The sequence below is a fragment of the Mycobacterium sp. NPDC004974 genome, assembly GCF_053600815.1.
The window spans coordinates 164,901-188,279 of record NZ_JBSGAQ010000009.1 but is presented as its reverse complement, the minus strand read 5'-3'; the positions used below and the strand labels follow the sequence as shown (position 1 = coordinate 188,279).

Here is a 23,379-nt window from a genome sequence, read left to right as displayed (position 1 = left end):
CTACCGCTGACCCCGTCACCGACGGGGTCAGACGGCGGTCAGCTTGACCGGCAGCGATGAGTGCCGGCGGATGATGTTGTTGAGCGCCCAGACCGGGGTTGCCGTCAGTTCGATGCGGTCCACCCGCTCGACGAGTGCGCGCAGCATCGCCTGGGTCTCCAGACGCGCGAGCCCCTGCCCGGCGCAGGCGTGGGCGCCATTGCCGAAGCCGAGCTGACGGCCCGCGTCGTTGCGGATGTCGAACACGTCCGGGTCATCCCACTCGAGTTCGTCGCGGTTCGCGGACGCGTAGATCACCAGTACCCGGGCCCCGCCCGGCACGGTGGCGCCACCGACTTCGATGTCGTGGCGTGCCTTTCGGGTGAACGCGCGCAGCGGCGACGAGTACCGGATGATCTCGTTGACGGCATTCGGGATCAACTCGGGCTGACGCTTGAGCAACTCGAACTGTTCGGGGTGGGTGGCCAGCAGGTGTACCGCGTTGGCGATGGCGCTGATCGTGGTGTCCAGCGACGGGACGATGTAGTCGACCATCAGGGATGCGCAGTCGGCGTCGGAGAGCTCACCGTTGTCGGCAGCGAGCAGGAGGTCGTGCCCGAGGCTGCCGTCCAGGACAGCGCGTTTCTTGACGACGCCGCGAGCGAAGCGCAGCATCCGCGCGGAGTCAGGGATGGCTCGCGCAGCCCGCCGATTGAGCGGGCCGAGCAGGTCGAAAGTGGCTCCGCCCCAGGCCATCAGGTCGGCGCGCTGGTCCCGCGGCCAGCCGACCAGGTCGGGGACGATCGCCAGCGGTAGCGCCGACGCGATGTCGTCGATGCCGTCTACCGAACCCTTCGCGACGGCCCGGTCGACGATGTCGGCGGCCATTCGGTCGACGTCGTCGGCCATCGCGCGCAGCGCCCGCGGGAGTAGGCGGTGGGCGACGAGCTTGCGACGCGCGTCGTGTATCGCACCGTCGCTGGTGAGAGTGGTGCCCTTGGAGAGGGTATTCGGGATCGGGTTCAGCCCGACCCCCTCGCCGGAGATGAAGGTCTTGTCGTCGCGCAGGATCGACTTGCACTCGGCATAGCGCGGGATTGCGTAGGCCCGATGGCGGGAGAGTCGCACCACGGGGCCGAGTGCCCGCAACCGGGCGTAGTGCGGGTAGGGGTCGATGATCGCCGCGGTGGAGTAGATGTCCGAGCGGTAGGTGGGAATGGCGTTGCGTGTCAGCGTCATTGCGGTGGCGTCACTTTCCGGATGGTCCCGCTGCAGGACTTGGGCAGCGAGTCGAACAAGGCGTCCAGATCCCGTCCCGCGCGCATCACGGTGCGGTCGGGCCGGATGATGGCTGCGTCGGCGCGACCACGGCGCAGCCAGTTCGCGAGCTCGGAACCCGGCGCGGCGACGTGAATGACGGCGCCGCGCTCATCGGCGAGGGCGCGCCCGGCGGCACTCGGCGCGGTGCGGGTGATCACGGCGAAGCCGTCTGAAAGGTCGGAGTCGAGCCGTATGCCTTCCGCCACCAGCGGATTCGGACAGAGTCTGCCGGCCAGTTGCCGTGGCGCCCGGGACTTCTGGACCAGCGCCGAGCGATGCAACGCCGGCGTCTCGCTGTCGACGAGATTGGTGCTCAGTCCCGGCAACCAGTGCAGGCGTGGCACGAGTATCCGACGGATCAGGTTCCCGAACTCACCACCCGCGGTCATCGCCCGCCCGACCGCGAGGGCCAGCCGGATCATGTGCCGGGTATGTGGCTTCCGTTCCTGCTCATAGGTTTCCAGGACGTCGCCGGGCAAGGACCCGGCCAGCACGCCGGCGAGCTTCCAGGCCAGGTTCATCGCGTCGCGCAGTCCCGCGCCCATGCCTTGCCCGATGAACGGTGGGGTGAGATGGGCGGCGTCGCCGAGCAGGAAGATCCGGCCCCGCCGCCATTGATCGGCAAGCTGCGCGCGGAAGGTGTACTCGGTCACGCGCACCAGGTGCAACTCGGCGCTCGAAACCTGCTGGACCCAGGGGCGAATCAGCGGCTCGAGGGCGTCGAGGGTGGCGAAGTCAGCGGCGGTCTCGCAGTCGCGCAGCTGGAACTCCCACCGATAGCGCGTCTCGCCGATCCGCATGTACGTGCCGGCCCGGTCCGGGTCGCAGACCTGATCGACGCCCTCCCAGTTGGCGAGTTCGGCGGTGGTGCCGACATCGACGACGAGCCAGCGTTGCTCGAATCCGAGATCCTCCATGCGGGAGCCGATCCGGGACCGCACGATGCTGTTGGCTCCGTCGCAGCCCAGCACGTAGTCCGCCTCGACGACATGCTCGCCGCCGTCGGCGCGGTCGGCGTAGGTGACGCGAACCCGGCCACGTGCATCCTCGGCGACGTCGGTGACCTCGACGCCGCCGCGTAGTTCCGCATGCGACCGGCGGGCCAGGTTGGTCCGCAACACGGCCTCGAACTCGGGCTGGTCGAACATGTTGGCCTGGGGAAAACCGTTGCGGCCCAGCGCGGCATCACGTCTGAACTCGGCGAGCACATGCCTAGAGCTGTCGAGCAACCGAAGCCCCAGGGTGGGGCGCGAGATCGCGGCGAACTCGTCGGCGATGCCGAGGCGGGCCACGATGCGGAAGATCTCGTCGTCCAGGTGCACCGCCCGGGGTTGCGGATACACCTGCGCCCAGCGGTCCAGGACCAGGCAGTCGATGCCGTACTGCGCGAGCAGGGTGGCCGCCGTTACCCCGGTGGGCCCCGCCCCGATGACGACGACGGGGACGTGCGGCACCGCCGTCATGCGTAGCGGACCACCGCGCGCTGGGTGCCCAGGTCGATCGCCTTGTCGTCGGTCGCCACGCTGGTCTCGACGACGTCACCGTCGCGCAGGTACCTGGTGTTCTTGGCCTGGGCCTTGAAGAACGCCTTCCACTTCAGTGCCGGTGGCAGCAGCGCACCGATCATCTCGATCGGCTTGGGCGGTGCACTCAACGCGGTCCCGACTGGGGTGCCGGTCAGGAGCAGATCGCCGACGTCCATCCGCTGGAATCGCGTCAGTTCCTGAAGGGCGCGCAGCGGGAGGTAGATCATGTCGCCGGCCACCTTGGCGTCCTGACGAAGTTCGCCGTTGACCCGCAACTGGAGGCGCAGCTCGCCGAAGCGCTTGAGCTCATCGGCATCGAGCAGCACCAGCGCCGGTCCTACCGGCGTGAACGTCGGATACGACTTGGCTTCGTAGAACTGGGTTTTCGGCAACTGGACGTCGCGGGCCGACACGTCATTGGTGACCACCAGCCCGGCGATGTAGGTGGGCAGATCCGTTTCGGTCAGGTGGGTGCCGACCGGGAGCTCACGTCCGAAGACCAGGCCGATCTCCACCTCGTAGTCCAGGAGCCTGACGTGTTCGGGCTTGACGATGTCGTCGGTCGGACCGTTGATCGACCCGGAGGCCTTGCGGAAGAACGCCAGTGGGAGTGTCTCGGGATTCAGGCCCGCGTCCTTGGCGTGCGATGCGAAGTTGGCCATCTGGGCGACGACCCGGCACGGTGCGGTCACCGGTGAGACGAGGTCGAGGGTGTCGACCGGTACCGGGTCGGTGCCGGTGGTGGCTGTGTCGATGGCGGTCCGGTCGCCGAGCAGTTCGGCCGTGGTGGTGGCCGAGGTGTCGATCTTCACTGCGCCACGGTCGGTTTGGACGTACCAGGCGTCGGCGGTGCGGAGGACGGTGGTGGTCATGAACTGGCTACTTTCAGCAGGCCGCGCAGGCGGGTGAGGGTGAATTCGTTGTCGTGGTCTCGGATGGCGGCGAGCATCGAGCGCAGTTCGTCGATCGACTCTTGATTGGGGGCGATCCCGAGGAAGTCCTTGGTGACGGGCGGCCCCCACTGGGCCAGCCCGGACGCGGTGAACGGCGCCCACCCGGGTTCGAGGGTGTTGTCGAACATGTCGCCGTCGGCGAAGTGTTCGACGAGGAAGCCGTCTGGGTCGCGCCAGTAGTCGAACAGTTGGCTGCCCTGGACGTGGCGACCGATGCCCCACGATCGGTGGTAGCCGTGTTCGCGCAGGTATTCGCCGCCGGCGGCCAACGCATCGAGATCGGCCACCTGGTAGGCGGAGTGCACGTAGCGGTTGCGCGGGCCGAGTGTCATCGCCAGCGTGTGGTGATCGGTGGGTACCTCGCCGCGGTCGCAGCGGATGAAGCTCATCGTCGGACCGCGGTCGCGCTGGCCGGGGTAGTACTGGAAGTCGCTGACGATCATCCCGAGGTTGTCCAGATACCAGTTCAGCGTCTCGGTGTACTTGGTGCTTTGCAGCACGACGTGGCCCAGGCGTTGCACGGCGGCGGGAACCCGTGGCGGACGCTGGGTTGCGTTGGTGCGTCGCAGATCATGCCCGACGTTCAGGACCAGCGGGCTCTGCGACGGCAGGGGAGCCAAGTCGTGGGTGCCGGCGATGACGTGGACCGGGACACCGCTGGGGTCGATCAGGTCGACGGCGAGTCCGCCGATGCTCTCGGGCAGTGCGCGCGTCGGTGCACCCGTTGTCTCGGCCAGTCGACGCACGTCGCCTTCGTCGCGGGCGGCGAAGGCCACGCCGGCGAATCTCGACCGGGGACCCCGCCGCACGATCAGACACGGTGCGCCGGCATCAGTGCCACGCAGGTGCAGTTGGTCGGATGTCCTTGCCGCCGTGGCGAAGCCGAACGCCTGCGTGAAGGCCTCGGCGCGGACGAGGTCCGGCTTCTCGAACTCCAGCCAAGCGATGTCGCGCACCTTGATCACCGGATTGCGGGACCGGCCCGGGTGCTCGCCTCGGCGCGCGCCCTGGTCGCTGTGCAGGTCGTGATGGGTGCCTGCGGTATCCGCCATGGCCGCCTCCCGTTGATTCTGACGAAATCGTCACATGCGCCGCGATCGTCAGTCAAGGTGTTCTGACGAAATCCTCAGAATTGATGAGGCGGTTAGAATCAACGGAATCCCGGAAGGATCTGCGCGGGGAAGGGGGCCATCACGATGACGACGCAGCCGGCTGATGGGCCTGGCGATCAGCCGAACCGGTTGGCTCGGCGCAAACAGCGCACCCGCGCGGCCCTGCTCGCCGCGGCGCAATCCTTCATCGCGGCGGGCAAGCTCAACGTGCCGGTTCTGGAGATCACCCAGGCTGCCGACGTCGGCATGGGGTCGTTCTACAACCACTTCGACAGCAAGGAAGAGTTGTTCGAAGCCGCCCTCACCGAGGCGCTCGACGTGCACGCCGACCTGTTGGACGCGTACGCCAAGTCGCTCGGTGACCCGGCCGAGGCGTTCGCCTGCAGCTTTCGCCTGACCGGGCGGATGTTTCGTCGGCGACCTCAGGAAAGCCGGGTACTGCTGTCCAGTGGACTGTCCCTACTGTCCTCGGACAAGGGCCTGGCCCCGCGGGCCCGGCGCGATATCAGCGCCGCCGTCGAGGCCGGCCGATTCCACGTCACAGATCTCAACCTGGCTCTGGCCGTGGTCGGAGGGGCGCTGCTCGGGCTGGGGCAGCTACTTCACGACGAACCGGATCGCGATGACGCACAGGCCGCGGACACAGTGACGCAGAACCTGCTCATGCTGCTCGGCATGTCCGCCGAGGAAGCCGGCCGTCTCTGCAAGCAGCCGCTGCCCGATCTCAGCGCGATCGATCAATCGGGCCCGGCCTGATGGGCTAGACGGATTGCAGCGCTTGGACCGCCGGTCCGAACATGCCCTGCTTGATCGCACCCAGGGTGCCGGAATCCTTGCCGCCCAACGGACGCAGCAGATCAATGGCCGCCGTCGTCACCGAGCCCTCGGGTGCCGTGGCGTCGACGATCCCGTAGGCCTGGGCATCGACGCCGCCGAACCGGCGGCCGGTGGTCATGGACGCGACGGCCGCCTGCGGGGTCAGTTTGGCCTGGATCAGCGCGGCCATTCCCGGGGTGAATGGAATACGGATGTCCACCTCGGGGAAGCAGAAGAACCCGCGGTCGTCACGCATCACCCGGAAGTCGTGGGAGACGGCCAGCATCGCGCCGGCACCGAAGGCGTGCCCAACCACCGCGGCGGCCGTCGGGATCGGCAGCGTCAACACCCGCGCAAACAGGCCCTGTACCCGGCCGACGTACCAATCGCCCTGATCGCTGTGGGCGCCAAGCCAATCCAGATCCAGACCGTTGGAATAGAACTTGCTGTCGGCCGTCGTCACCAGGCCGTGTGCGCCCTTGGCCAGGACCGCGTCGAGGTGTGCGTCGACCGTATCGAGGAACTCGGGGGTGAACCGGTTCTCGTCGTCGCCCAGGTCGAGGATGGCGATCTCGCCGTCGTAATCCAGGGTGGGGGTCATGAGATTCCTTTCTTGAGGGGGAGTTTCGGCGTCTGCCTGGGGCCAGGTCCCACCGTCAGTACGGCGGCCACCGCCGCATTGAGATGATCGCGGGCAGTCGGATCGTCGAGGCGGTTGCGGTGTAGCAGGACAGCCGTGGGCAGGTCCACGATGCACGTCGTCACGGCGTCCACCGCGGCCCGGTCACGGCGGTCCCATGCGGCCGCAGCGAGTTCGATCATCAAGTCCACCAACTGCTTTTCCAACTCGCGCGCCTGCTCGGCCAGATCCGCCGGCAGATCGTGGCCGAGCACCTGCTCACGCCGGACCTGCAGGAGTAGCCGCGCCGACGCCGGGTGGCGCTCGGCGAAGACCGCCGGTGCGTAGGCGGCCGCGGCGATAGCGTCGACACCCGGTTGCGCAGCCTCGACCAGTTCCCGCTGCAGAGCCAGAAACCGTCGCCCGGCACGGAGCCAGACCTGGCCGAGCAGACCCGCCCGTGAGCCGAACGAGTGATACAGCGCGCCGTTGGACAGCCCGATCGCATCGCTGATCGCCCGGATCGTCACCGCTGCCGGTCCTGAGCGCACAGCCAGGGATTCCGTCGCATCGAGGACCGCATCCGGGTCGTAGACGCGAGGACGTGGCACCGCGACACCATAACAGAGCGAATGCTCCGTAACTCAGGGGGCGGTTGACGAGCACTAAGGCGACCCTTAGTTTGTGGGGGTAACTTTCCTGTGGAGGTGATCGTGGCCGGATCCGGGGTCCCGGCGCGGGTAGCGCGCATGGGTGGGCGCCCGCCGCTGATCGCGGTATCCGACATCGTCTCCGCGGGACGCGAGCTCGGCATGCGAAATCTGAGCATCAACGCCGTCGCCGCCCGGCTCGGCGTGTCAGCGACCGCGCTGTACCGCCACATCAGCGGCCGCTGGGAACTGGAACGGCTGGTCGGGGAGAGCCTGCTCGCCGAGCTCGAGTTCACCGATGATCCGGCCCGGTCCGTCGAAGACCACCTGCTGGCGTTCGGGGCGAACCTGCACCGCTACGCCCTGGCCAATCCCGGACTGGCCACCTACATGCAGGTGCTGTTCCCGCGCGGGGAGGCCGGCGCCAGGCTGCTGGCCGACGAGATCGCCGCATTGGGCCGCCGCGGCTACACCGCGGAGGCCGCGGCACTGTTGAGCAGTTCGGTGGCCGTACTGGCCATCGGGCTGGCCGCCCAACACGAACTCAAGGCCGAGGCCAGCGGCGGTGACGACGGATTCGTCCTGGAACGCGATGCCGCCGCCGAGCGGTTGGCCGGCGACGTCGCGCTGGGACCGGTCCACACCGCGGGCATGCAACTGCGTAGTCCGCAGTACCTGGAACTTCTGCTGAACGCGCTGATCCGGGGACTGTTGACGTCCGTCGTGCCCGGCAGGGCGATCACCGACATCGTGGCGGATCTGACCGCCAAGGGAGAGGACCGCTGATGGCACGCGGATTTCAGGGAGTGATGATGCGCGGCTTCGGCGCGCGTGATCACCAGGCGACCGTGGTCGAGACCACCTACCTGACGCCCAACATGGTGCGCCTGCGCATGGTGTCGCCGACGGTCTTTGAGGACGCCGTGGCCGAGCCGACGTCCTACCTGAGATTCTGGGTTCCGGACCCCGACGGCTCGAAAACCGAGTTCCAGCGCGGCTACACCATGTCCGAAATGGAGCCGGCCACCGGTCATTTCGCGGTCGACGTGGTGCTGCACGAACCGTCGGGCCCGGCGTCGAAGTGGGCTCGGGCCGCCAAGCCGGGCGACACCATCCCGGTGATGGCCCTGGGCTCGACGGGATTCACTGTGCCCGAGGATCTGCCCGCCGGATACCTGCTGATCGGTGATGCGGCAGCCACGCCGGCCATCAACGGCATCATCGGCGTTCTGCCGCATGACATTCCGATCGAGGTCTATCTCGAGCAGCATGACGAGAACGACCTGCTGATCCCGATCGCCGAGCACCCGCGGCTGCGGGTGCACTGGGTCAAGCGCCATGACGCGACGTCACTGGCCGCCGCGATCGAGACCCGGGACTGGTCGGACTGGTACTGCTGGGTGACGCCGGAGGCCGGCTCGCTCAAGCTCCTGCGCACGCGGTTGAAAGACGAGTTCGGCTTTCCCAAGTCCGAACTGCACGCCCAGGCCTATTGGACCGAGGGCCGGGCGATGGGCACCGATCGCACCGAAGCCGAGGCCGAAACCCGGGACGAGTCCGAAGCCGCTGTGGCCGAACCTGTTCCCGCACCGGCTGCCGCCACCCCCGCCCGCGGGACCTGGCGGGCGCAGGGCGCGGGACGGCTGCTGTCCCCGCTGAAAACCCCGCTGATCGTGTCGGGTGTGCTGCAGGCGATCATCACCCTGATCCAGCTGGCGCCGTTCGTGCTGCTGGTCGAGCTGGCACGGCTGTTGCTGGCCGGGGCCGAGGAATCCCGCTTGTGGACACTGGGTTTGACCGCGGTCTGGCTGTTGGGCCTGGGCGCGTTGTTGGGTGCCGGGCTCACCCTGTGGCTGCACCGCCTCGACGCACAGTTCGCCCGTCAGCTGCGGACTCGGCTGCTGACCAAGATGGCCCGATTGCCGCTGGGCTGGTTCACCGCGCGTGGGTCGGGCTCGATCAAGCAGCTGGTGCAGGACGACACCCTGTCGCTGCACTACCTGGTGACCCACGCGATACCGGATGCCGTGGCGGCGGTGGTCGCGCCGGTGGCCGTGCTGGTCTACCTGTTCACCGTCGATTGGCGGTTGGCCCTGGTGCTGTTCATCCCGGTGCTCACCTACCTGGTGCTGATGTCGGTGATGACCATCCAGTCCGGTGCCAAGATCGGTCAGGCGCAACGCTGGGCCGACCGGATGAGCGGGGAGGCCGGCGCCTATCTCGAGGGCCAGCCCGTCGTCCGGGTGTTCGGCGGTGCCGCGTCGTCGAGTTTCCGTCGTCGTCTCGATGAGTACATCGGCTTCCTGGTCGGCTGGCAGCGTCCCTTCACCGGCAAGAAGTCGTTGATGGACCTGGTGACCCGGCCCAGCACCTTCCTGTGGCTGATCGCCGCCGTCGGCACCCCGATGATCATCGGCGGCTCGATGGATCCGGTCGACTTGCTGCCGTTCCTGTTGCTGGGCACCACATTCGGCGTTCGGCTGCTGGGCGTGGGCTACGGGCTGGGCGGGATCCGCGGCGGCATGCTGGCCGCGCGTCGCATCCAGAACGCCCTCGACGAGGCGGACCTGGCGCTGCTCGAGCACCAGGGCGGGCCGGGTGACCCGGGTGCCGTGGTGTTCGACGGGGTGACCTTCGGCTACCGGCCGAGCGTGCCGGTGATCCAGGACGTGTCGTTGACGTTGCGCCCGGGCACCGTGACCGCACTGGTCGGCCCGTCGGGCTCGGGCAAGTCCACGCTCGCCGCGCTGCTCGCGCGCTTCCATGACGTCGACTCGGGATCGATCCGATTGGACGGCAGGGATATTCGATCATTGTCGGCCGACGAGCTGTACCGCCGAGTCGGCTTCGTGCTGCAGGAGACCCAGCTCGTGGCCGGTACGGTCGCCGAGAACATCGCGCTGGCCGACCCGGAGGCCGATCAGGCACGGATCGAGCAGGCCGCGCGCGACGCCCAGATCCACGAACGCATTCTGCGGCTATCCGACGGGTATCAGACCGTGCTTTCGGCGTCGTCGGCATTGTCCGGCGGGGAACGGCAGCGGCTCACCATCGCCAGGGCCATCCTGGCCGACACCCCGGTGCTGATCCTGGACGAGGCCACAGCCTTCGCCGATCCGGAATCGGAATACCTTGTGCAGCAGGCACTCAACCGGTTGACCAGGGACCGAACCGTTCTGGTGATCGCACACCGGCTGCACACCATCACCCACGCCGACCAGATCGTCGTCCTCGAAACCGGCCGCATCGCCGAAACCGGCACGCATGAGGAACTGCTGGCCGCAGGCGGGCGCTACCACCAACTCTGGCAGACCGGACAATCGCTGCGCCCCGGCGATGCCGTCACCGCAGGAGAGGCACGATGATCCGCACCCTGATCGCCCTCATCCCGGCCGACCGTCGCGGCAAGGTCGGCATCTATGCCGCGCTCACGTTGGTCTCAGTGGTGATCCGGGCGGCAGGCACGGTGCTGCTGATTCCCCTCGTGGCTGCGTTGTTCAGCGATGTGCCGCGCGACGCGCTGCCGTGGCTCGGCTGGCTCACCGCCGCGACGGTCATCGGCTGGATCGTCGACACCGCGACCTCGCGGCTCGGATTCGACCTCGGCTTCGCACTTCTCGACCACACCCAGCACGACGTGGCCGACCGACTGCCCGGCATCCGGATGGACTGGTTGGGCGGCGCCGGCGGCGCGAACACCGCCAATGCCCGCCAGGCGATCGCCGCCACCGGACCCGAACTGGTCGGCATGGTGGTCAACCTGCTGACGCCGTTGATCGGGGCGATCCTGCTGCCCGCGGCCATTGCGCTTGCGCTGCTGTTCATCTCGGTCCCGCTGGGGTTGGCTGCCCTGGCCGGCGTGGTGATTCTGCTGGGGGCGTTCTGGGCCTCGGGCCGGCTGAGCCGCAAGGCCGACGCGGTCGCCGACGAGACGAACCGGGCGTTCACCGAACGCATCATCGAGTTCGCCCGCACCCAGCAGGCGCTGCGCGCGGCCCGGCGGGTCGAGCCCGCCCGCAGCATGGTCGGCGACGCCCTGGCCGCGCAGCACGGCGCCAGCATGCGACTGCTGCTGATGCAGGTGCCGGGACAGCTGTTGTTCAGCCTGGCCAGCCAACTGGCCCTGCTGATCCTGGCCGGGATGGCCACCTTCCTGACCGTGCGCGGCACTCTCGGTGTGCCCGAGGCGATTGCGATGATCGTGGTCGCGGCGCGCTATCTCGAGCCGTTCACGTCATTGTCAGAGTTGGCCCCGGCGATCGAATCCACCCGGGCCACGCTGGGCCGGATCCGCGCCGTGCTCGACGCCCCGGTGATGGCCACCGGTACCGTCACGTTGACCACGGACGCCGCGCCCCGGATCGAATTCGAGGGCGTGACGTTCGGTTACGGAACCACCCCGGTGCTGCAGGATGTCAGCTTCGTCCTGGAGCCCGGCGGCACTACCGCGATCGTCGGGCCGTCCGGGTCGGGCAAGAGCACCATCCTGTCGCTCATCGCCGGGCTGCACCAACCCAGCGCCGGGCGGGTGTTGATCGACGGCGTCGACACCGCCCAGATGGACACCGAAACCCGCAGGGCAGCAACGAGTGTGGTGTTCCAGCATCCCTATCTGTTCGACGGGACGATCCGGGACAACATCCTGGTCGGCGACCCGGATGCCGATGCCGATCAACTGGCCGCCGCGGCGCGGCTGGCTCGCGTGGACGAGTTGACCGGGCGGTTGCCCGACGGTGACGGCACCAAGGTCGGTGAAGCCGGGACGGCCTTGTCGGGCGGTGAGCGGCAGCGGGTCAGTATCGCTCGCGCGCTGGTCAAGCCGGCGCCCGTGCTGCTGGTGGACGAGGCGACCAGCGCACTGGACACCGAGAACGAGGCCGCGGTGGTCGACGCCCTGACGGCCGATGAGCGTTCGCGGACCCGGGTGATCGTCGCGCACCGGCTGGCCAGCATCCGGCACGCGGACCGGGTGCTGTTCCTCGACGGCGGCCGGATCGTCGAGGACGGCAGCATCGATGAACTGCTGGCCGCGCGTGGTCGTTTCGACGAGTTCTGGAACCAGCAACGCGAGGCGGCCGACTGGCAGATCACGCACTAGCCGCCAAAATTCGTGACCGGCGTGCGGACGGCGCATTGCTAGGGTCGGTGGGTGGATGATTCCCAGCCTGGATTTCGCGAATGGCTGCACCAAATGCGCTGGTGGCACTGGCTTATCCTGGTTTTCGTCGCGGCCTGGTCCGCCGGGTTGGTGTGGCTCTTCACCAGTTTGGCCAGTGAGGACCCGACGCGGGAGCTGGCGCCGGTCAGCTATGCCGGCGACGTCGGGGTGCCCGGCCAGGTGTTGTTGCCGTCGCTGCGTCAGCAGCCGGTGCCGGGCTGGCGCATGAACCTCAAGACCGTGCTCGCTGATGTCACCCGGCCACGCGTTGAACACGTCGGTGATGTCGGCACGCGTGCCTATTTCACCGTGGCCGGTACGGAGCGGACCACCGGTGTGCGCCGCGCGTGGCTACTGGGTGTTGATGTGGCGCAAGGAGTCCCGTCATTCGCCCCGGTGCGGATCGACAACCCGGTAATGGTCACCTGCCTTCTCAACGGCGTCACCAGGGTGCTGTGTCTCAACAAGGACTACGGCGAGGCGCCGGGTGAGGCCTGGGTGCTGGACGCGCAGACCGGTGCTGTCCTCTCACGTACGGCGAGCACGCTGCAGTTCGACACCAGCAGTCTCGGTGACAAGGCCAGAGTCGTGCAGATCGGCTCCTACGCAGTGGCCTACGAACCGGAGACCGGCTGGCACGGTATCGACGATCAAGGTCGGTTCACCTGGACGGTCAAGGCAGTTGCAGGCGACATGACCATGTTGAAACGGCAGCCAGGTATGCCGCCGAGCGACATCGGAGTGGCCAAGATCGACAAGGACCGCAGTGCGGTGTTCTCGGCCGTCGACGGCAAGGTGCTCAGGAAGTCCGGCGGCAAGTTGCTGCCGGTGGTCGGTGGGTTCGCGGAGCAGGAACGTCAAAACAAGGCTGCCCGTCGTAGCCCGACGACGTTCGCGTTCTTCGATGACAGCGGGAATCGGGTGGGCCGCTATGACAACCAGACCGGCAGCCCCGAGCTGTTGAGTTCCGGCCTGCACGGTGCCGAGCTTCCGGTGTTGTCACTGTCACTGAGCGATCAGATGCTGGTGCTGGACAGTCGCGGTACACCGATGACGGCGGTACACGTCGACCAGGAAGTCACGCCGAATTCGATCGGGTTCCTCGGCGGCAGCATGTACCTCACCGACAACAACTGGAGCACCGGCGACAGATCGACAACATGGCAGAAGTTCGATCTGCGCAGCGGCAATCGGGTGTCGTCTTGTACCGGTCTTCCGGTGGAGGAGGACGGGTACGTCGGTTCCGATGGAACGGTCGTGGTCGCGCCGCAAGCGGGCGTCGACAAAGACGACGCGCCGACGGTCGCGGTCGATCTCGATACCTGCGCAGTGCTGTGGAAGATCCCCGAACCGGGACCGATGTGGGCAGTCGGGTCCACGTTGGTGCAGGCACTGCCCGCGTCCGGTGAACTGATCTCACTGGTGCCACCCGCACGCTAGCTGGGTACTAGCCGATCGGATAGTTGAAACGAACCTACTGTAACCATTACAGTTGGGCGTCCCGGAGTGATGAGCGGGGCAAGTTTGCCTATCCGGCGGGAGGCCATGTTGACGACGTCGCAGGTGGTTTTCGACTTATTCTCGGCGCGGGCAGCGCGATGAAGAGTGAAAAGGGCAGTGGCGCCGTGACATACCGCATGCACGTGATAGCCAGTGATGCCGCGGAACTGGCGGCGAACGCCGGGGGACTGATCGTCGACCGGATGATGAGCGGCTGGCGGGTCAGCGTGCAGCTCCTGCGGGAAGCCACGTCCGGGGCTGACCGGTCGGTGCAGATCCTGGGTGCCGAGTTGGTCGATGAGATGGAACCATCGGCCGGCGCCGACGGTGAGCAGTTCGTCCTGGTCATGGGTGCCGATTCGTACGACCGCGTGATCTCGGCTGACAGCCGGCAGTTCCCGGCCGGATTGGTCGAGGTTCTGGTCTGGGGTGAATCACCGGACGCCACTCAGATGTTCGGGCACACCCTGAGCGCGGCAGCACTGGCGTTCAAGACCCAGGCTGTTGCCGCGGTCCACCTCCCGGTCGGGGAGGTGGACATCGTTGAGGCATTCACGTCGGTGAACGCGAAGGCGCGGGCGGTCACCCGGCGCGCGTAAGCCCTCAACGACACATTGTCAGGCCTTCGTGAGCTGCTTCTGCTCGTACAGCCGCGCCCATTCGGCCCGTGGCCGGATCGAGGTGTCGACGTCGGTGGCCTTGGCGCGCAGTGCGCCGACGGAGGCCTGATCACGCGCGGTGTGCTGGAACGGATCCCAGCTGAAGAACCGCGCCGAGTTCTCCCAGGTGATCTTGTTGATGTCGGAATCGCTTGCGCCGGCGGCATTCAACTCCGCCAGCACCTGCTCGGGTGCGTCGGGCCAGAAGCAGTCCGAGTGCGGGTAATCGCACTCCCAGGCGATGTTGTCGATGCCGATCTCGTGGCGCAGCTTCAGCGAGGTCTTGTCGGTGACGTAGCAGGCCAGCGAGTGCTCGCGGAACACGTCGGAGGGCAGCTTGTCGCCGAAGTCGCGGCGCAGCCACTTCTGGTTGGTGTAGTGCCGGTCGCTGCGGTCCAGATAGAAAGGAATCCAACCGATTCCGCCTTCGGAGAAGGCGAACTTGAGGTCGGGGTAGTTGCGCATCGCCGGTCCCCACAGCAGGTCCTGGGCACACATCGCCGAGACCTGGGTGGCCAGGATGATCAGGTTGTCGATGGGGGCGTTGGGGGCCATGCTGATCGCGCCGAAACCCGTGCCGATGTGCAGGCACATCACCACGTTCTCCTCCGAGAGCGTCCGGAAGACCGGGCCCCAGTAGTCCTCGTCGTGGTAACTCGGCAGACCCTCGAGGTGTGGCAGTTCGGGCATCGTCACCGCGCGGCAGCCCTTGGCGGCCACGCGGCGGATCTCGGCGCACATCCCCTCGGGAGTCCACGTCGGCAGGATCGCGATCGGGATGAACCGATCCGGGTAACTGCCCGCCCACTCGTCGATGTGCCAGTCGTTGTAGGCCGACACCATCACCAGCGTGACGTCTTCACGGGTCATGTTGAGGTGCCGGGCGGAGAACCCGGTGAAGGTCGGGAAGCACATCGACGCCAGGATGCCGTTGCGGTTCATGTCGCGGACGCGCTCGTGCACGTCGTACACGCCGGGGCGCATCTCGGCGAACCCGGCCGGATCACGTCCCCACTCTTCGGCCGGCCAGGACACCACGGCATTCAGACCGGACACGCCCTGCGGCCGTCCCTGATACATCCACTGGTCGACGCCCTTGTCGTCGGTCACCACGATGGGTGCCTCCGGCTTGTACTTGGCCGGCACGTGGTTGAGGAACATGTCGGGCGGCTCGACGACGTGGTCGTCGATGCTGATCAGGATCAGGTCGTCGGTCTGCATATCTAACTAGTACCCTCGGGAGGCGTGACCGTCTCTGCACTTTCGGACAGAGGTTTGACTCAATCGGCCAACATGTCCAGGCCGGTCATCGAGTTGCGCCGGGGCGGTCATGCGCTGGCCGGCAGCTACCTCTACGAGGGCGATGGCCTGATCACCGGCTGGCACTCCCACGAGGTGCACCAGATCGAATACGCACTGCACGGCGTCGTCGAGGTGGAGACCGACGCCGCGCACTATCTGCTGCCGCCGCAGCAGGCCGCCTGGATTCCGGCCGGCCTGCAGCATCAGGCGGTGATGAACCCCGACGTCAAGACCGTCGCGGTGATGTTCGATACGCAGTTGATCGCCGATCCGGGGGACCGGGCCAGGATCATCGCGGTCTCGCCGCTGATCCGCGAGATGATGATCTACGGATTGCGCTGGCCGGTCGACCGTGCCCACGGCGACGACACGTCCGACACCTTCTTCCGGACCCTGGCCAACCTCGTCGCCGACGCGCTCGATCACGAGGCCCCGCTGAGCCTGCCGACCACCGAGCACCCGATCGTGGCGGCCGCACTGGCCTACACGAAGGACCACCTCGCCTCGGTGACGGCCGAGGACGTCAGCCGGGCCGTTGCGGTGTCGGAGCGGACGCTGCGGCGCCTGTTCACCGAGACCATCGGAATCTCTTGGCGGACATACCTTCTGCATGCCCGGATGCTGCGGGCCATGGCCTTGCTGGCCGGGCCGGATCAATCGGTGCAGGCCACCGCGACGGCGGTGGGATTCGAGAACCTCAGCTCGTTCACCCGGTGCTTCAGTCAGTTCTGCGGTGAGACTCCGTCGGCGTACCGGAATCGCGCCCGTGAGGAACACCTGGAGCAGCCAACCCGGCCCGCTCGACACTGAGCAGGCTCTCGGTGTGATGCTCGGCGCGGTACGCCGCACCGCCGCCGTTGATCCCGAAAAGCCGCTTGCTCCAGAGCAACCAGATCACCGCGGCGAGGTTGATCACCAGCGCACCGAGGCGCAGGACGGTCACCTTCTCGGTCAACTCGTAGATCTCCAGCGGTAGGAAGACGCCGGTGGCGATCACCGCGAAGTACTCGCCCCACCGTTTCATCAGCCACAGCCCGACGGCCTCGGTGAACTCGATGAGGGCATAGGCGGCCACCCCGACGGCGATCCACAGCAAGGTGGTGGACGACAACGTGAAGGCCTCACCGATGTGCCGCACGATCTTGGAATCATCGATGTTCCAACCGATTTGGTCGGCCAGCGGACGCATCAGCGGGATGTCCTTCTCGAATGCGTCCTGCAGCTGGCTGCGGGACGCACGGACCTTGAGGATGCCCACCGCCAGCAGCGTGAACACGATCCCGCGCACCGCCCGCTCGGTGGCCAGCAGTCGCATGATGGTGCGGTCGCGCAGCAGCCGCCCGCGCGGGATCTCCGGTGCGGTGTCAGCGGGCCCGTGACCGCGCGGCGAGCCGACGACGAACGTCTCGCAGCGCAGGCAGCGCCAGGCCTCCCCGACCGGGGTTTCTACCCGCAACCGCTCTCGTAGCTCCGGTTCATCGGGGGCGAATGTCGCATGCCCACGCAGCCCGCACGACCGCAGGGCGAAATCCACCATGTCAGCACCGTAGCCGTGCGATGTCCGCTAGGCGCGGCAGCTCAGCTCCATGCTGTCGCTGTCGCGCGCCAGGAAGTTGACGCTGACGTACCCGTTCGACGGATCGCGGACACGATCCAGATACGGCTGGGTGTCCGCCATCGACGTGTTGTCCGCGACCACCAGCGCACCCGTGGTCAGCTGGGGCTCCAGGAGTTGGAGCACCGGGAGATAAAGCTCCTTCCAACCGTCGAGAAGGACGAAACCGATGTCGCCGGTCACCGACTTCAGCGTCTCCAACGCATCACCTTCGAGCACGGTGATGACGTCGTCGAGGCCCGTCTCGGCGAACGTCCGCTTGGCCGCCGCGATCTTGGCGGCGCTGAGCTCGGTGGTGAAAACCCGCCCAGAACCGTTGTCGCGCACGGCGGATGCCAGGTGAAGGGCCGAGAGCCCGAAGGACATCCCGAACTCGACCACGATCGCCGGCTTGGTCGCCCGAACCAGGGAGTACAACAACCGGCCGGCCTCCCGCGTCACCGGCATGTAGATGTCACTGAGCGCATCCGCGCGTTCCTGCGCGGTGGCATCGGACAGATCAGCGAATCGACGAGAGCCGTCTTCGCGCAATTTCGCAAACTGTTGATCGGCCGCGGCGTACATCCGATCCAGCGCGCCGGCGACCCTGTCTTCGTTGAGGGTAGTCACGCTGACGAACCTACGCCCGAGGGTGGAATATGGCCGGTGTGCGAAAACTACGAGCGCTCCCGTTTCTGGCCGCAATCGTCCTTGTCCTCACCACGCTGTTGGCCCCGAGCGCGGCCGCGGGCGGGTACCGCTCCATCACGCTGACCTTCGTCCGGCACGCCCAGTCGGCGGGCAATGCCTCGGGGCTCGTCGACAGCTCAACGCCCGGTCCGTCGCTCACGGACCTGGGCCGGACACAGGCCGTCGCCAGCGCGCAACGCCTGGCGCCCAACCATTACGACGGCATCTTCGCCTCGACCATGATCCGGACCCAGCAGACCGCCCAACCCATGGCCGACACCCTCCACGAGCCGATCACCGTGCTGCCCGGGCTCCACGAGGTCGAGGCAGGCATCTACGAGGGCCAGCCCGAGGCGAGCGCGATGGACACCTACTTCTCCGCGCCCGAGCAGTGGCTGCGTGGCGACCGGAATGCCCGGATACCCGGATCGATCGACGGCAACGAGTTCGACACCCGGTTCGACGAGGCGGTGCAGCAGATCTACGACAGCGGCGACGACAACCCCGTCGCGTACTCGCACGGCGCCGCGATCATGTTGTGGGTCCAGATGAACGTCGCCAATCCCAACTCCCAACTGCTCATGCAACACCCGCTCGACAACACCGGATATGTCGTCATCAAGGGCAATCCGACCGACGGCTGGACCCTGACGGACTGGGACGGGGCGGGAAGCTAGCTGCCGATGTGATCCGCCGGCCATAAACTGCCGGAATGCGGCGCCGGTCACGTCTGGCTCGAACCACGGCCGGGCGCGGATACTGTGTGCCAAGCAATCGGAGATGGGAGCGGGGCTATGAGATTTCGGTTGTTGCCATACGTGACCGTCGAGGTCGACGACCGCGTACGGCTGCGGGCCCGCAGGGCCGGTGAGCGGCTGCGGGTCAACCTCAGGGCCTATCTGCGCAGTGCCGCCGATGAGGTCGAGACCGCCAGCGGCCGGGTCCGCGACCTGTGCGACAACGCGGTGAACCGCGTCGACCTGGCGGTGGCCAGCGTCAACGACAAGATCGCTCCCGCCCCGCCGGCCGATCCCGCGGACTCCTCCGACGAGCCACCGAAGCGGCATCTGCAGGTCGTCTGACCCCGGGCACAGCGCGACAACCGTCAGCGCTCTACGGTTGGAGGGCACTGGCCTTCTCCCCTCTCAGAGAGGGCCGACACACTGGCCCGAAAGGGGTTGACGAGGCTTGCTCGGCAACGGTCTTGCGGTGCTGTTCGCCCTGTGCGCAGCCGTTTTCGCAGCTGTCGGCATTGTGGTGCGGCAGCGCGCCACCATGGACGTCCCGCCCGAGAAGGGCGTCAGCACAGTCATGCTGCGCACGCTGCTGCGCCGCAGGCTGTGGTGGGCGGGCACCGCGTCCGCGGTCGCCGGGTACGCGTTCCAGGCGCTGGCGCTGGGTTTCGGCTCACTGCTGCTCGTCCAACCGGTGCTGGTGTCGGCGCTGCTGTTCGCGCTCCCGCTGAGCGCGCGGCTGGCCCACCGGAAAGTCAGCCGCGCGGAATGGGCCTGGGCCCTGCTGCTGACGGGGGCGTTGACCGTGTTCGTGGCGCTGGCCAGGGCCAGCACCGGAACGTATGGGGTATCCGTGGCCACCACGGTCACCGTCGTCGTGGTGTGCGCAGCGGCGGTCGGCCTGTGTGTCCTGGCCGCCACGCGGAGCACCAACTGGCGCCGCGCGGTCCTGCTGGCACTCGCCGTGGGCGTGATGTTCGGTGTGGTCGCCGTGCTGACGAAGATCGTGATGCACACGATCGCCGTGGACGGTGTGCTCGCTGTGCTGACCACGCCGGCCCTGTACCTGGTCGTGATCCTCGGGGTGGTCGCGACGCTGCTGCAGCAGTCGGCGTTCCACGCCGGATCGCTGCAGACCTCGGTGCCGACCATGCTGGTGCTCGAGCCGGTGGTGGCGGTGGTGCTCGGCTCGGTCGTCCTGGGCGAGCACCTGTCGATCACCGGTTGGGAACCGGTGGCCCTCTCGGTGGCGGTCGGCGCGATGGCCGCGGCCACGATTGCGCTGGGTCGTGACGAGGGCGCCTACGAAGAGACGCTCGAAGCCGAACTGGAAGTCAAGACGGCCGGACAGCCCATCCAGATAGCCGGCGAGGACCGCTAGGGGCAACCGCTACGGGTTGATCGTGTTCTCGCCGATCTGGCGGCCCCACACGTACTCGGTCATGAGAGGTTGGCCGAGTTCCAAGTGGTTGTACGGCGCGACCGACGCCCCGACGTCCAACACCAGATACGGAGCCGGCCACAGGTCCTTTGTGATCGGTTGCCAGCAGCCGGGCCGGCCCTCGGGCCCGCCGGTGGCGTTCACCCGGGGCAGGTTGTCCGGGTACACCCACGGGTTGCCCACGCCGACCACGAAGTTCTGCAGCTCGAACGCATAGCCGTTGCGAGTCTGCTGGGCGAACTTCGGTGAGGCCTCGGCGTAGTTGTGGATCATGCAGTACAGCGCGGGGCTGTTGCGGTCCAGCATCGCGCTGACCGGCACCAGATCCTGGGCGCCGCGGACCAGATACGGGCCGCCGCGCTCGAAGATGTCGCCGCCGGTGTTGCCGAAACCGACCGCGGCCACCAAGGCCTGGTCCAGATTTCCGCGCTGCTCGTTCAGGGTGCGGGCGGTGGTGACGGCGTTGGCCAGGCCGTCGAACAAATCCGGGGCCGCGTTGGCGTAGACCTCGCCCAGGTCGGCCAGTCCCGAGATGTCGCGGCGGATCTGGGGCATGCGCGGGTTCAGATCGGCCAGGATGTCGTTGCCGTTGACGATCGACTTGCCGAACTTGTCGCCCAGCCCGTCGAGGGCCTGGGCGGTGGCAGTCAGGGTTTCGTTGAGCTTGATCGGGTCGATCTGTTCGGAGATCGCGGTGATCGTCTCGAACAGGGTGTTGAACTCCGTCGTCACGCCCTTGGCGCGGATCGGCGTGCCCGGGGAGACCCGCTGCGGTGACGGATTGTCCGGTGCGACGAACGAGATGTACTTGTTGCCGAACACCGTGGTGGCCTTCAGCTCGGCGGTCACGTTCTCCGGGATCAGCTTCACGTATTGGGGCTTGACGTCCAGGGTCAGCTTGGCCTGCGGCTCGCCGTCGACCTCCGCCACGTCCACGGCGGTCAGCCGGCCGATGGGCACCCCGTTGAAGGTGACCTTCGAGCCCGGGTCCATCGACAGGCCCGAACGATTGGACAGCACGGTGAGCTGCGTCTTTTGCTCGAATGCACCCCGGAACTGCATCCACGTCAACGTCAGCACCGCGACCAGCAGAATGACCATCCCCGCGCACGCGGTCTTGTACGGCGGGTCGTACCGCCAGTGCTTGAACCGGTCCTGCCATGCCGCCGTGGATGAGGCCACGCGCAAACCTCCGAATTTATTGACGCAGCCAAAAACTCAAGTGAGCAAACCTTCCCAAACAACCAGAGACAAGTGCAACTAACAGGGCCCCGGTGCGGCGAATATCAAACCGCCGGTACCGGGTGAGCCCCGTCACAAGGGTAGGCCCTGATCAGGTATTTCGACCGCCGTTCACGCCCACGATCTGGCCGGTGATGTAGCCGGCTTCTTCTGAGATCAAGAATGAACACGTGGCAGCAATGTCCTCGGGCCTGCCCATTCGGCGCACCGGCGTGGCCTTGATGGTGTCGCGAATGTCGCCGAGCTCGCCCCGGGATTCGGCGGCACGGAGCATCGGGGTGTCGATGAAACCCGGCGGCACGGCGTTGACGGTGATCCCGGCCGGACCGAACTCCAGCGCCAAGGACTTGGTCAGGCCGTTGACGCCGGACTTGGCGGCCACGTAGTCGCACATGTACGGCACACCGGAGTGCGTGCTCGATGAGGAGATGTTGACGATGCGTCCCCAGCCGGCCTCGATCATGTCGGGCAGGGCGGCCTGCACGACGTGGAAGACGCCGTGGAGGTTGACGTCGATGACCTTCTGCCAACGTTCGAAGGTGAGCTCGGTGAACGGGGTGAAATCGCTGAGACCGGCTGAGTTGACCAGGATCGTGACGGGGCCCAGCTGCTCGCGGACCGCCTTGAAGACGGCGTCGACCTGGGACCGGTCGGTGACGTCGGCCGTGTAGGAGTGCTCGTTGTCAGTTGAGTTGAGGTCGAGGGTCGCCACCCGATACCCGTCGGCGGCGAGGCGGTCGGCGATCGCCTTGCCGATTCCGGATGCGCCTCCGGTCACCAATGCGGTTTTGACTGTCATGTCGATCCTTTCGGTAAAACACTTCGATTGCAACGCTTTTCGTCAGCGTCGGGGAGCGCGCAGGCCGAGTGTGCGGCGTGCCGCGTCGACCAGGTAGTGGGAGAGGTCCTCATCGGAGATGTCCGCGACGGCGACGCCCGCGCCCCCGGCGATGCCGGAGAACACCATGGCCGCCTTGACCGTCCCGGCCGGACCCGGATCGACATCGGCCAGCAGAGCCATCTGCCGGTTGATCACGCCGTCCCATTCCGGCCGGTTCCGCAGCGCCTCGTTCACGCTCGGATCGCTGGCCAGAACCGACACCAGGGCGCGGTTGTGGACCGCCAGGTCGGCGTAGCCGCGCACCATCTGATCCGCACGGGCGGACGCGCTGCGCTGGCGCTCGGCGTCTTCGATCACGGTCTGCAACCGGGCCAGGAACGGCTCGACGACCGCGCTCAACAACTGTTCGCGGGTGCGGAAGTGGTAGTAGATCGCGGCCTTGGTGAAACCCAGCTCGTCGGCGATCATCTGCAGCGATGTGCCGGCGAAGCCGTGCCGGGTGATCAGCCGGACGGCGGCTTCGACGAGCCGCTCGCGGGTGGCGCCAGTGCCTGCCGCGTCGTCGGCGTGGTCCATTCGGCCCTCACCTCCCGTGTGCATTCTTAGTGGATCTACTTTACGATCGTAAAGTACATTACTAGTCGATCGTAAAGCAGATCGACATGTTGGAAGGACTGTGCGGATGCTTACGCCGTTGCCGGCAGAGGATTGGGACGATCAGGCGCGCGGGGCGCTGGCCTCCACGGTGCCGCCGGAGCGGCGCAACCCCGACAACGCGGGCAATGCGCTCTCGACCCTGGTCCGCCATCCGGTCCTGGCCGGCGCGTTCCTGCCGTTCAACACCTACCTGCAGAAGGACTCCACGCTGCCCGAGCGGCTGCGTGAACTCGTGATCCTGCGTACCGCGTTCCACCACGGGTGCGTGTACGAGTGGGGACATCACAGCGCGATGGCCCTGCAGGCCGGACTGACCGAAGCTGATGTCGAGTCGACCCGAAGTGGTTCAGCAGCAGACGAATTCGACCAGGCCGTGCTCGATGCGGTGGACGAGTTGCACGCCACGTCGCGGATCTCCGCGCAGACCTGGGAGCGCCTTGGCCGGCGCCTCGACGACCGGCAGCGGATGGACCTGATGTTCACCTTCGGCGGTTACAGCACGCTGGCATTCGCCCTGAACACCTTCGACGTCCAACTCGAGGACGGCGCGGGCACCGACGAGTTCTACGCCTCATTGGGGAGCTGA

The 23,379-nt window shown here is 67.1% G+C and carries 23 protein-coding genes; 11 read left to right on the top strand and 12 right to left on the bottom strand.

Features of this window, described 5'->3' with window-relative positions:
• Positions 1-27 precede the first annotated feature (27 nt).
• The 4 genes from ACWEFV_RS20860 to ACWEFV_RS20845 are packed head-to-tail and all read right to left on the bottom strand — an operon-like array spanning position 28 to position 4,830.
• Positions 28-1,218 (bottom strand): cytochrome P450, encoded by a 1,191-nt coding sequence (locus tag ACWEFV_RS20860; RefSeq protein WP_450071545.1) that lies wholly within the window; start codon positions 1,216-1,218, stop codon positions 28-30.
• Entirely contained in the window at positions 1,215-2,762 is a 1,548-nt protein-coding gene (gene mhpA / locus ACWEFV_RS20855; protein ID WP_450071544.1) for a bifunctional 3-(3-hydroxy-phenyl)propionate/3-hydroxycinnamic acid hydroxylase MhpA, read from the bottom strand. The genes ACWEFV_RS20860 and mhpA overlap by 4 nt, the downstream gene beginning before the upstream one ends.
• Positions 2,759-3,697 carry a fumarylacetoacetate hydrolase family protein gene (locus ACWEFV_RS20850; protein WP_450071543.1) on the bottom strand — a complete coding sequence of 313 codons (939 nt, stop codon included), beginning with the start codon at positions 3,695-3,697 and terminating at the stop codon, positions 2,759-2,761. Before ACWEFV_RS20850 ends, mhpA begins: the two co-directional genes overlap by 4 nt.
• The gene (locus tag ACWEFV_RS20845) at positions 3,694-4,830 is read right to left on the bottom strand and encodes a VOC family protein (RefSeq protein WP_450071542.1); all 1,137 of its coding nucleotides are present in this window, start codon (positions 4,828-4,830) and stop codon (positions 3,694-3,696) included. Before ACWEFV_RS20845 ends, ACWEFV_RS20850 begins: the two co-directional genes overlap by 4 nt.
• Positions 4,831-4,974: 144 nt before the next feature.
• Here ACWEFV_RS20845 and ACWEFV_RS20840 point away from each other — a divergent pair, with 144 nt between their 5' ends.
• Positions 4,975-5,646: a TetR/AcrR family transcriptional regulator gene (locus tag ACWEFV_RS20840; protein ID WP_450071541.1), complete on the top strand. Its 672-nt coding sequence runs from the start codon at positions 4,975-4,977 to the stop codon at positions 5,644-5,646.
• Between the two features lie 4 nt (positions 5,647-5,650).
• Here ACWEFV_RS20840 and ACWEFV_RS20835 read toward each other — a convergent pair whose 3' ends face one another.
• Together ACWEFV_RS20835 and ACWEFV_RS20830 are read right to left on the bottom strand one after the other, a co-directional pair.
• Entirely contained in the window at positions 5,651-6,307 is a 657-nt protein-coding gene (locus ACWEFV_RS20835; protein ID WP_135459543.1) for an enoyl-CoA hydratase-related protein, read from the bottom strand.
• A complete protein-coding gene (locus tag ACWEFV_RS20830; RefSeq protein ID WP_450071540.1) occupies positions 6,304-6,936 on the bottom strand; it encodes a TetR/AcrR family transcriptional regulator in 633 nt (210 codons plus the stop codon). Before ACWEFV_RS20830 ends, ACWEFV_RS20835 begins: the two co-directional genes overlap by 4 nt.
• 102 nt (positions 6,937-7,038) lie before the next feature.
• Between ACWEFV_RS20830 and ACWEFV_RS20825 the strand changes: the two genes are divergently transcribed.
• From ACWEFV_RS20825 to ACWEFV_RS20805, 5 genes are all read left to right on the top strand, one after another.
• Positions 7,039-7,761, top strand: a complete 723-nt coding sequence (locus tag ACWEFV_RS20825) for a TetR/AcrR family transcriptional regulator (RefSeq protein ID WP_450071539.1) — start codon at positions 7,039-7,041, stop codon at positions 7,759-7,761.
• On the top strand, positions 7,761-10,340 hold the full coding sequence (locus ACWEFV_RS20820) for an ABC transporter ATP-binding protein/permease (RefSeq protein WP_450071538.1): 2,580 nt from the start codon (positions 7,761-7,763) through the stop codon (positions 10,338-10,340). Before ACWEFV_RS20825 ends, ACWEFV_RS20820 begins: the two co-directional genes overlap by 1 nt.
• Complete coding sequence (locus tag ACWEFV_RS20815; RefSeq protein ID WP_450071537.1) at positions 10,337-12,073, top strand: ABC transporter ATP-binding protein; 1,737 nt, start codon at positions 10,337-10,339, stop codon at positions 12,071-12,073. The genes ACWEFV_RS20820 and ACWEFV_RS20815 overlap by 4 nt, the downstream gene beginning before the upstream one ends.
• A 51-nt stretch (positions 12,074-12,124) precedes the next feature.
• Entirely contained in the window at positions 12,125-13,573 is a 1,449-nt protein-coding gene (locus ACWEFV_RS20810; RefSeq protein WP_450071536.1) for a hypothetical protein, read from the top strand.
• Positions 13,574-13,731: 158 nt separating this feature from the next.
• On the top strand, positions 13,732-14,232 hold the full coding sequence (locus tag ACWEFV_RS20805) for a hypothetical protein (protein WP_450071535.1): 501 nt from the start codon (positions 13,732-13,734) through the stop codon (positions 14,230-14,232).
• 18 nt (positions 14,233-14,250) lie between these two features.
• Here ACWEFV_RS20805 and ACWEFV_RS20800 read toward each other — a convergent pair whose 3' ends face one another.
• The gene (locus ACWEFV_RS20800) at positions 14,251-15,513 is read right to left on the bottom strand and encodes an amidohydrolase family protein (RefSeq protein ID WP_450071534.1); all 1,263 of its coding nucleotides are present in this window, start codon (positions 15,511-15,513) and stop codon (positions 14,251-14,253) included.
• Positions 15,514-15,585: 72 nt separating this feature from the next.
• Between ACWEFV_RS20800 and ACWEFV_RS20795 the strand changes: the two genes are divergently transcribed.
• Complete coding sequence (locus ACWEFV_RS20795) at positions 15,586-16,404, top strand: AraC family transcriptional regulator (RefSeq protein WP_450071533.1); 819 nt, start codon at positions 15,586-15,588, stop codon at positions 16,402-16,404.
• Here ACWEFV_RS20795 and ACWEFV_RS20790 read toward each other — a convergent pair.
• Positions 16,313-17,131, bottom strand: coding sequence for a DUF2127 domain-containing protein (locus tag ACWEFV_RS20790; protein WP_450071532.1), 819 nt, complete (start codon positions 17,129-17,131; stop codon positions 16,313-16,315). The genes ACWEFV_RS20795 and ACWEFV_RS20790 overlap by 92 nt on opposite strands.
• A 27-nt stretch (positions 17,132-17,158) precedes the next feature.
• Positions 17,159-17,773 carry an O-methyltransferase gene (locus tag ACWEFV_RS20785; protein ID WP_450071595.1) on the bottom strand — a complete coding sequence of 205 codons (615 nt, stop codon included), beginning with the start codon at positions 17,771-17,773 and terminating at the stop codon, positions 17,159-17,161.
• Positions 17,774-17,847: 74 nt separating this feature from the next.
• Between ACWEFV_RS20785 and ACWEFV_RS20780 the strand changes: the two genes are divergently transcribed.
• From ACWEFV_RS20780 to ACWEFV_RS20770, 3 genes are all read left to right on the top strand, one after another.
• Positions 17,848-18,555, top strand: coding sequence for a histidine phosphatase family protein (locus ACWEFV_RS20780; RefSeq protein ID WP_135459534.1), 708 nt, complete (start codon positions 17,848-17,850; stop codon positions 18,553-18,555).
• Between the two features lie 117 nt (positions 18,556-18,672).
• On the top strand, positions 18,673-18,960 hold the full coding sequence (locus ACWEFV_RS20775) for a hypothetical protein (protein ID WP_450071531.1): 288 nt from the start codon (positions 18,673-18,675) through the stop codon (positions 18,958-18,960).
• Positions 18,961-19,066: 106 nt separating this feature from the next.
• On the top strand, positions 19,067-19,993 hold the full coding sequence (locus ACWEFV_RS20770) for a DMT family transporter (RefSeq protein WP_450071530.1): 927 nt from the start codon (positions 19,067-19,069) through the stop codon (positions 19,991-19,993).
• A gap of 9 nt (positions 19,994-20,002) precedes the next feature.
• On the opposite strand, the gene ACWEFV_RS20765 is transcribed toward ACWEFV_RS20770, so the two are convergent.
• From ACWEFV_RS20765 to ACWEFV_RS20755, 3 genes are all read right to left on the bottom strand, one after another.
• Positions 20,003-21,154 (bottom strand): MCE family protein, encoded by a 1,152-nt coding sequence (locus ACWEFV_RS20765; protein WP_135460346.1) that lies wholly within the window; start codon positions 21,152-21,154, stop codon positions 20,003-20,005.
• A 232-nt stretch (positions 21,155-21,386) separates the two neighbouring features.
• Entirely contained in the window at positions 21,387-22,094 is a 708-nt protein-coding gene (locus ACWEFV_RS20760; RefSeq protein ID WP_450071529.1) for an SDR family NAD(P)-dependent oxidoreductase, read from the bottom strand.
• Positions 22,095-22,136: 42 nt separating this feature from the next.
• Positions 22,137-22,712, bottom strand: a complete 576-nt coding sequence (locus ACWEFV_RS20755; RefSeq protein ID WP_450071528.1) for a TetR/AcrR family transcriptional regulator — start codon at positions 22,710-22,712, stop codon at positions 22,137-22,139.
• Positions 22,713-22,818: 106 nt separating this feature from the next.
• On the opposite strand from ACWEFV_RS20755, the gene ACWEFV_RS20750 reads away from it, so the two are divergent.
• A complete protein-coding gene (locus ACWEFV_RS20750) occupies positions 22,819-23,379 on the top strand; it encodes a carboxymuconolactone decarboxylase family protein (protein ID WP_450071527.1) in 561 nt (186 codons plus the stop codon).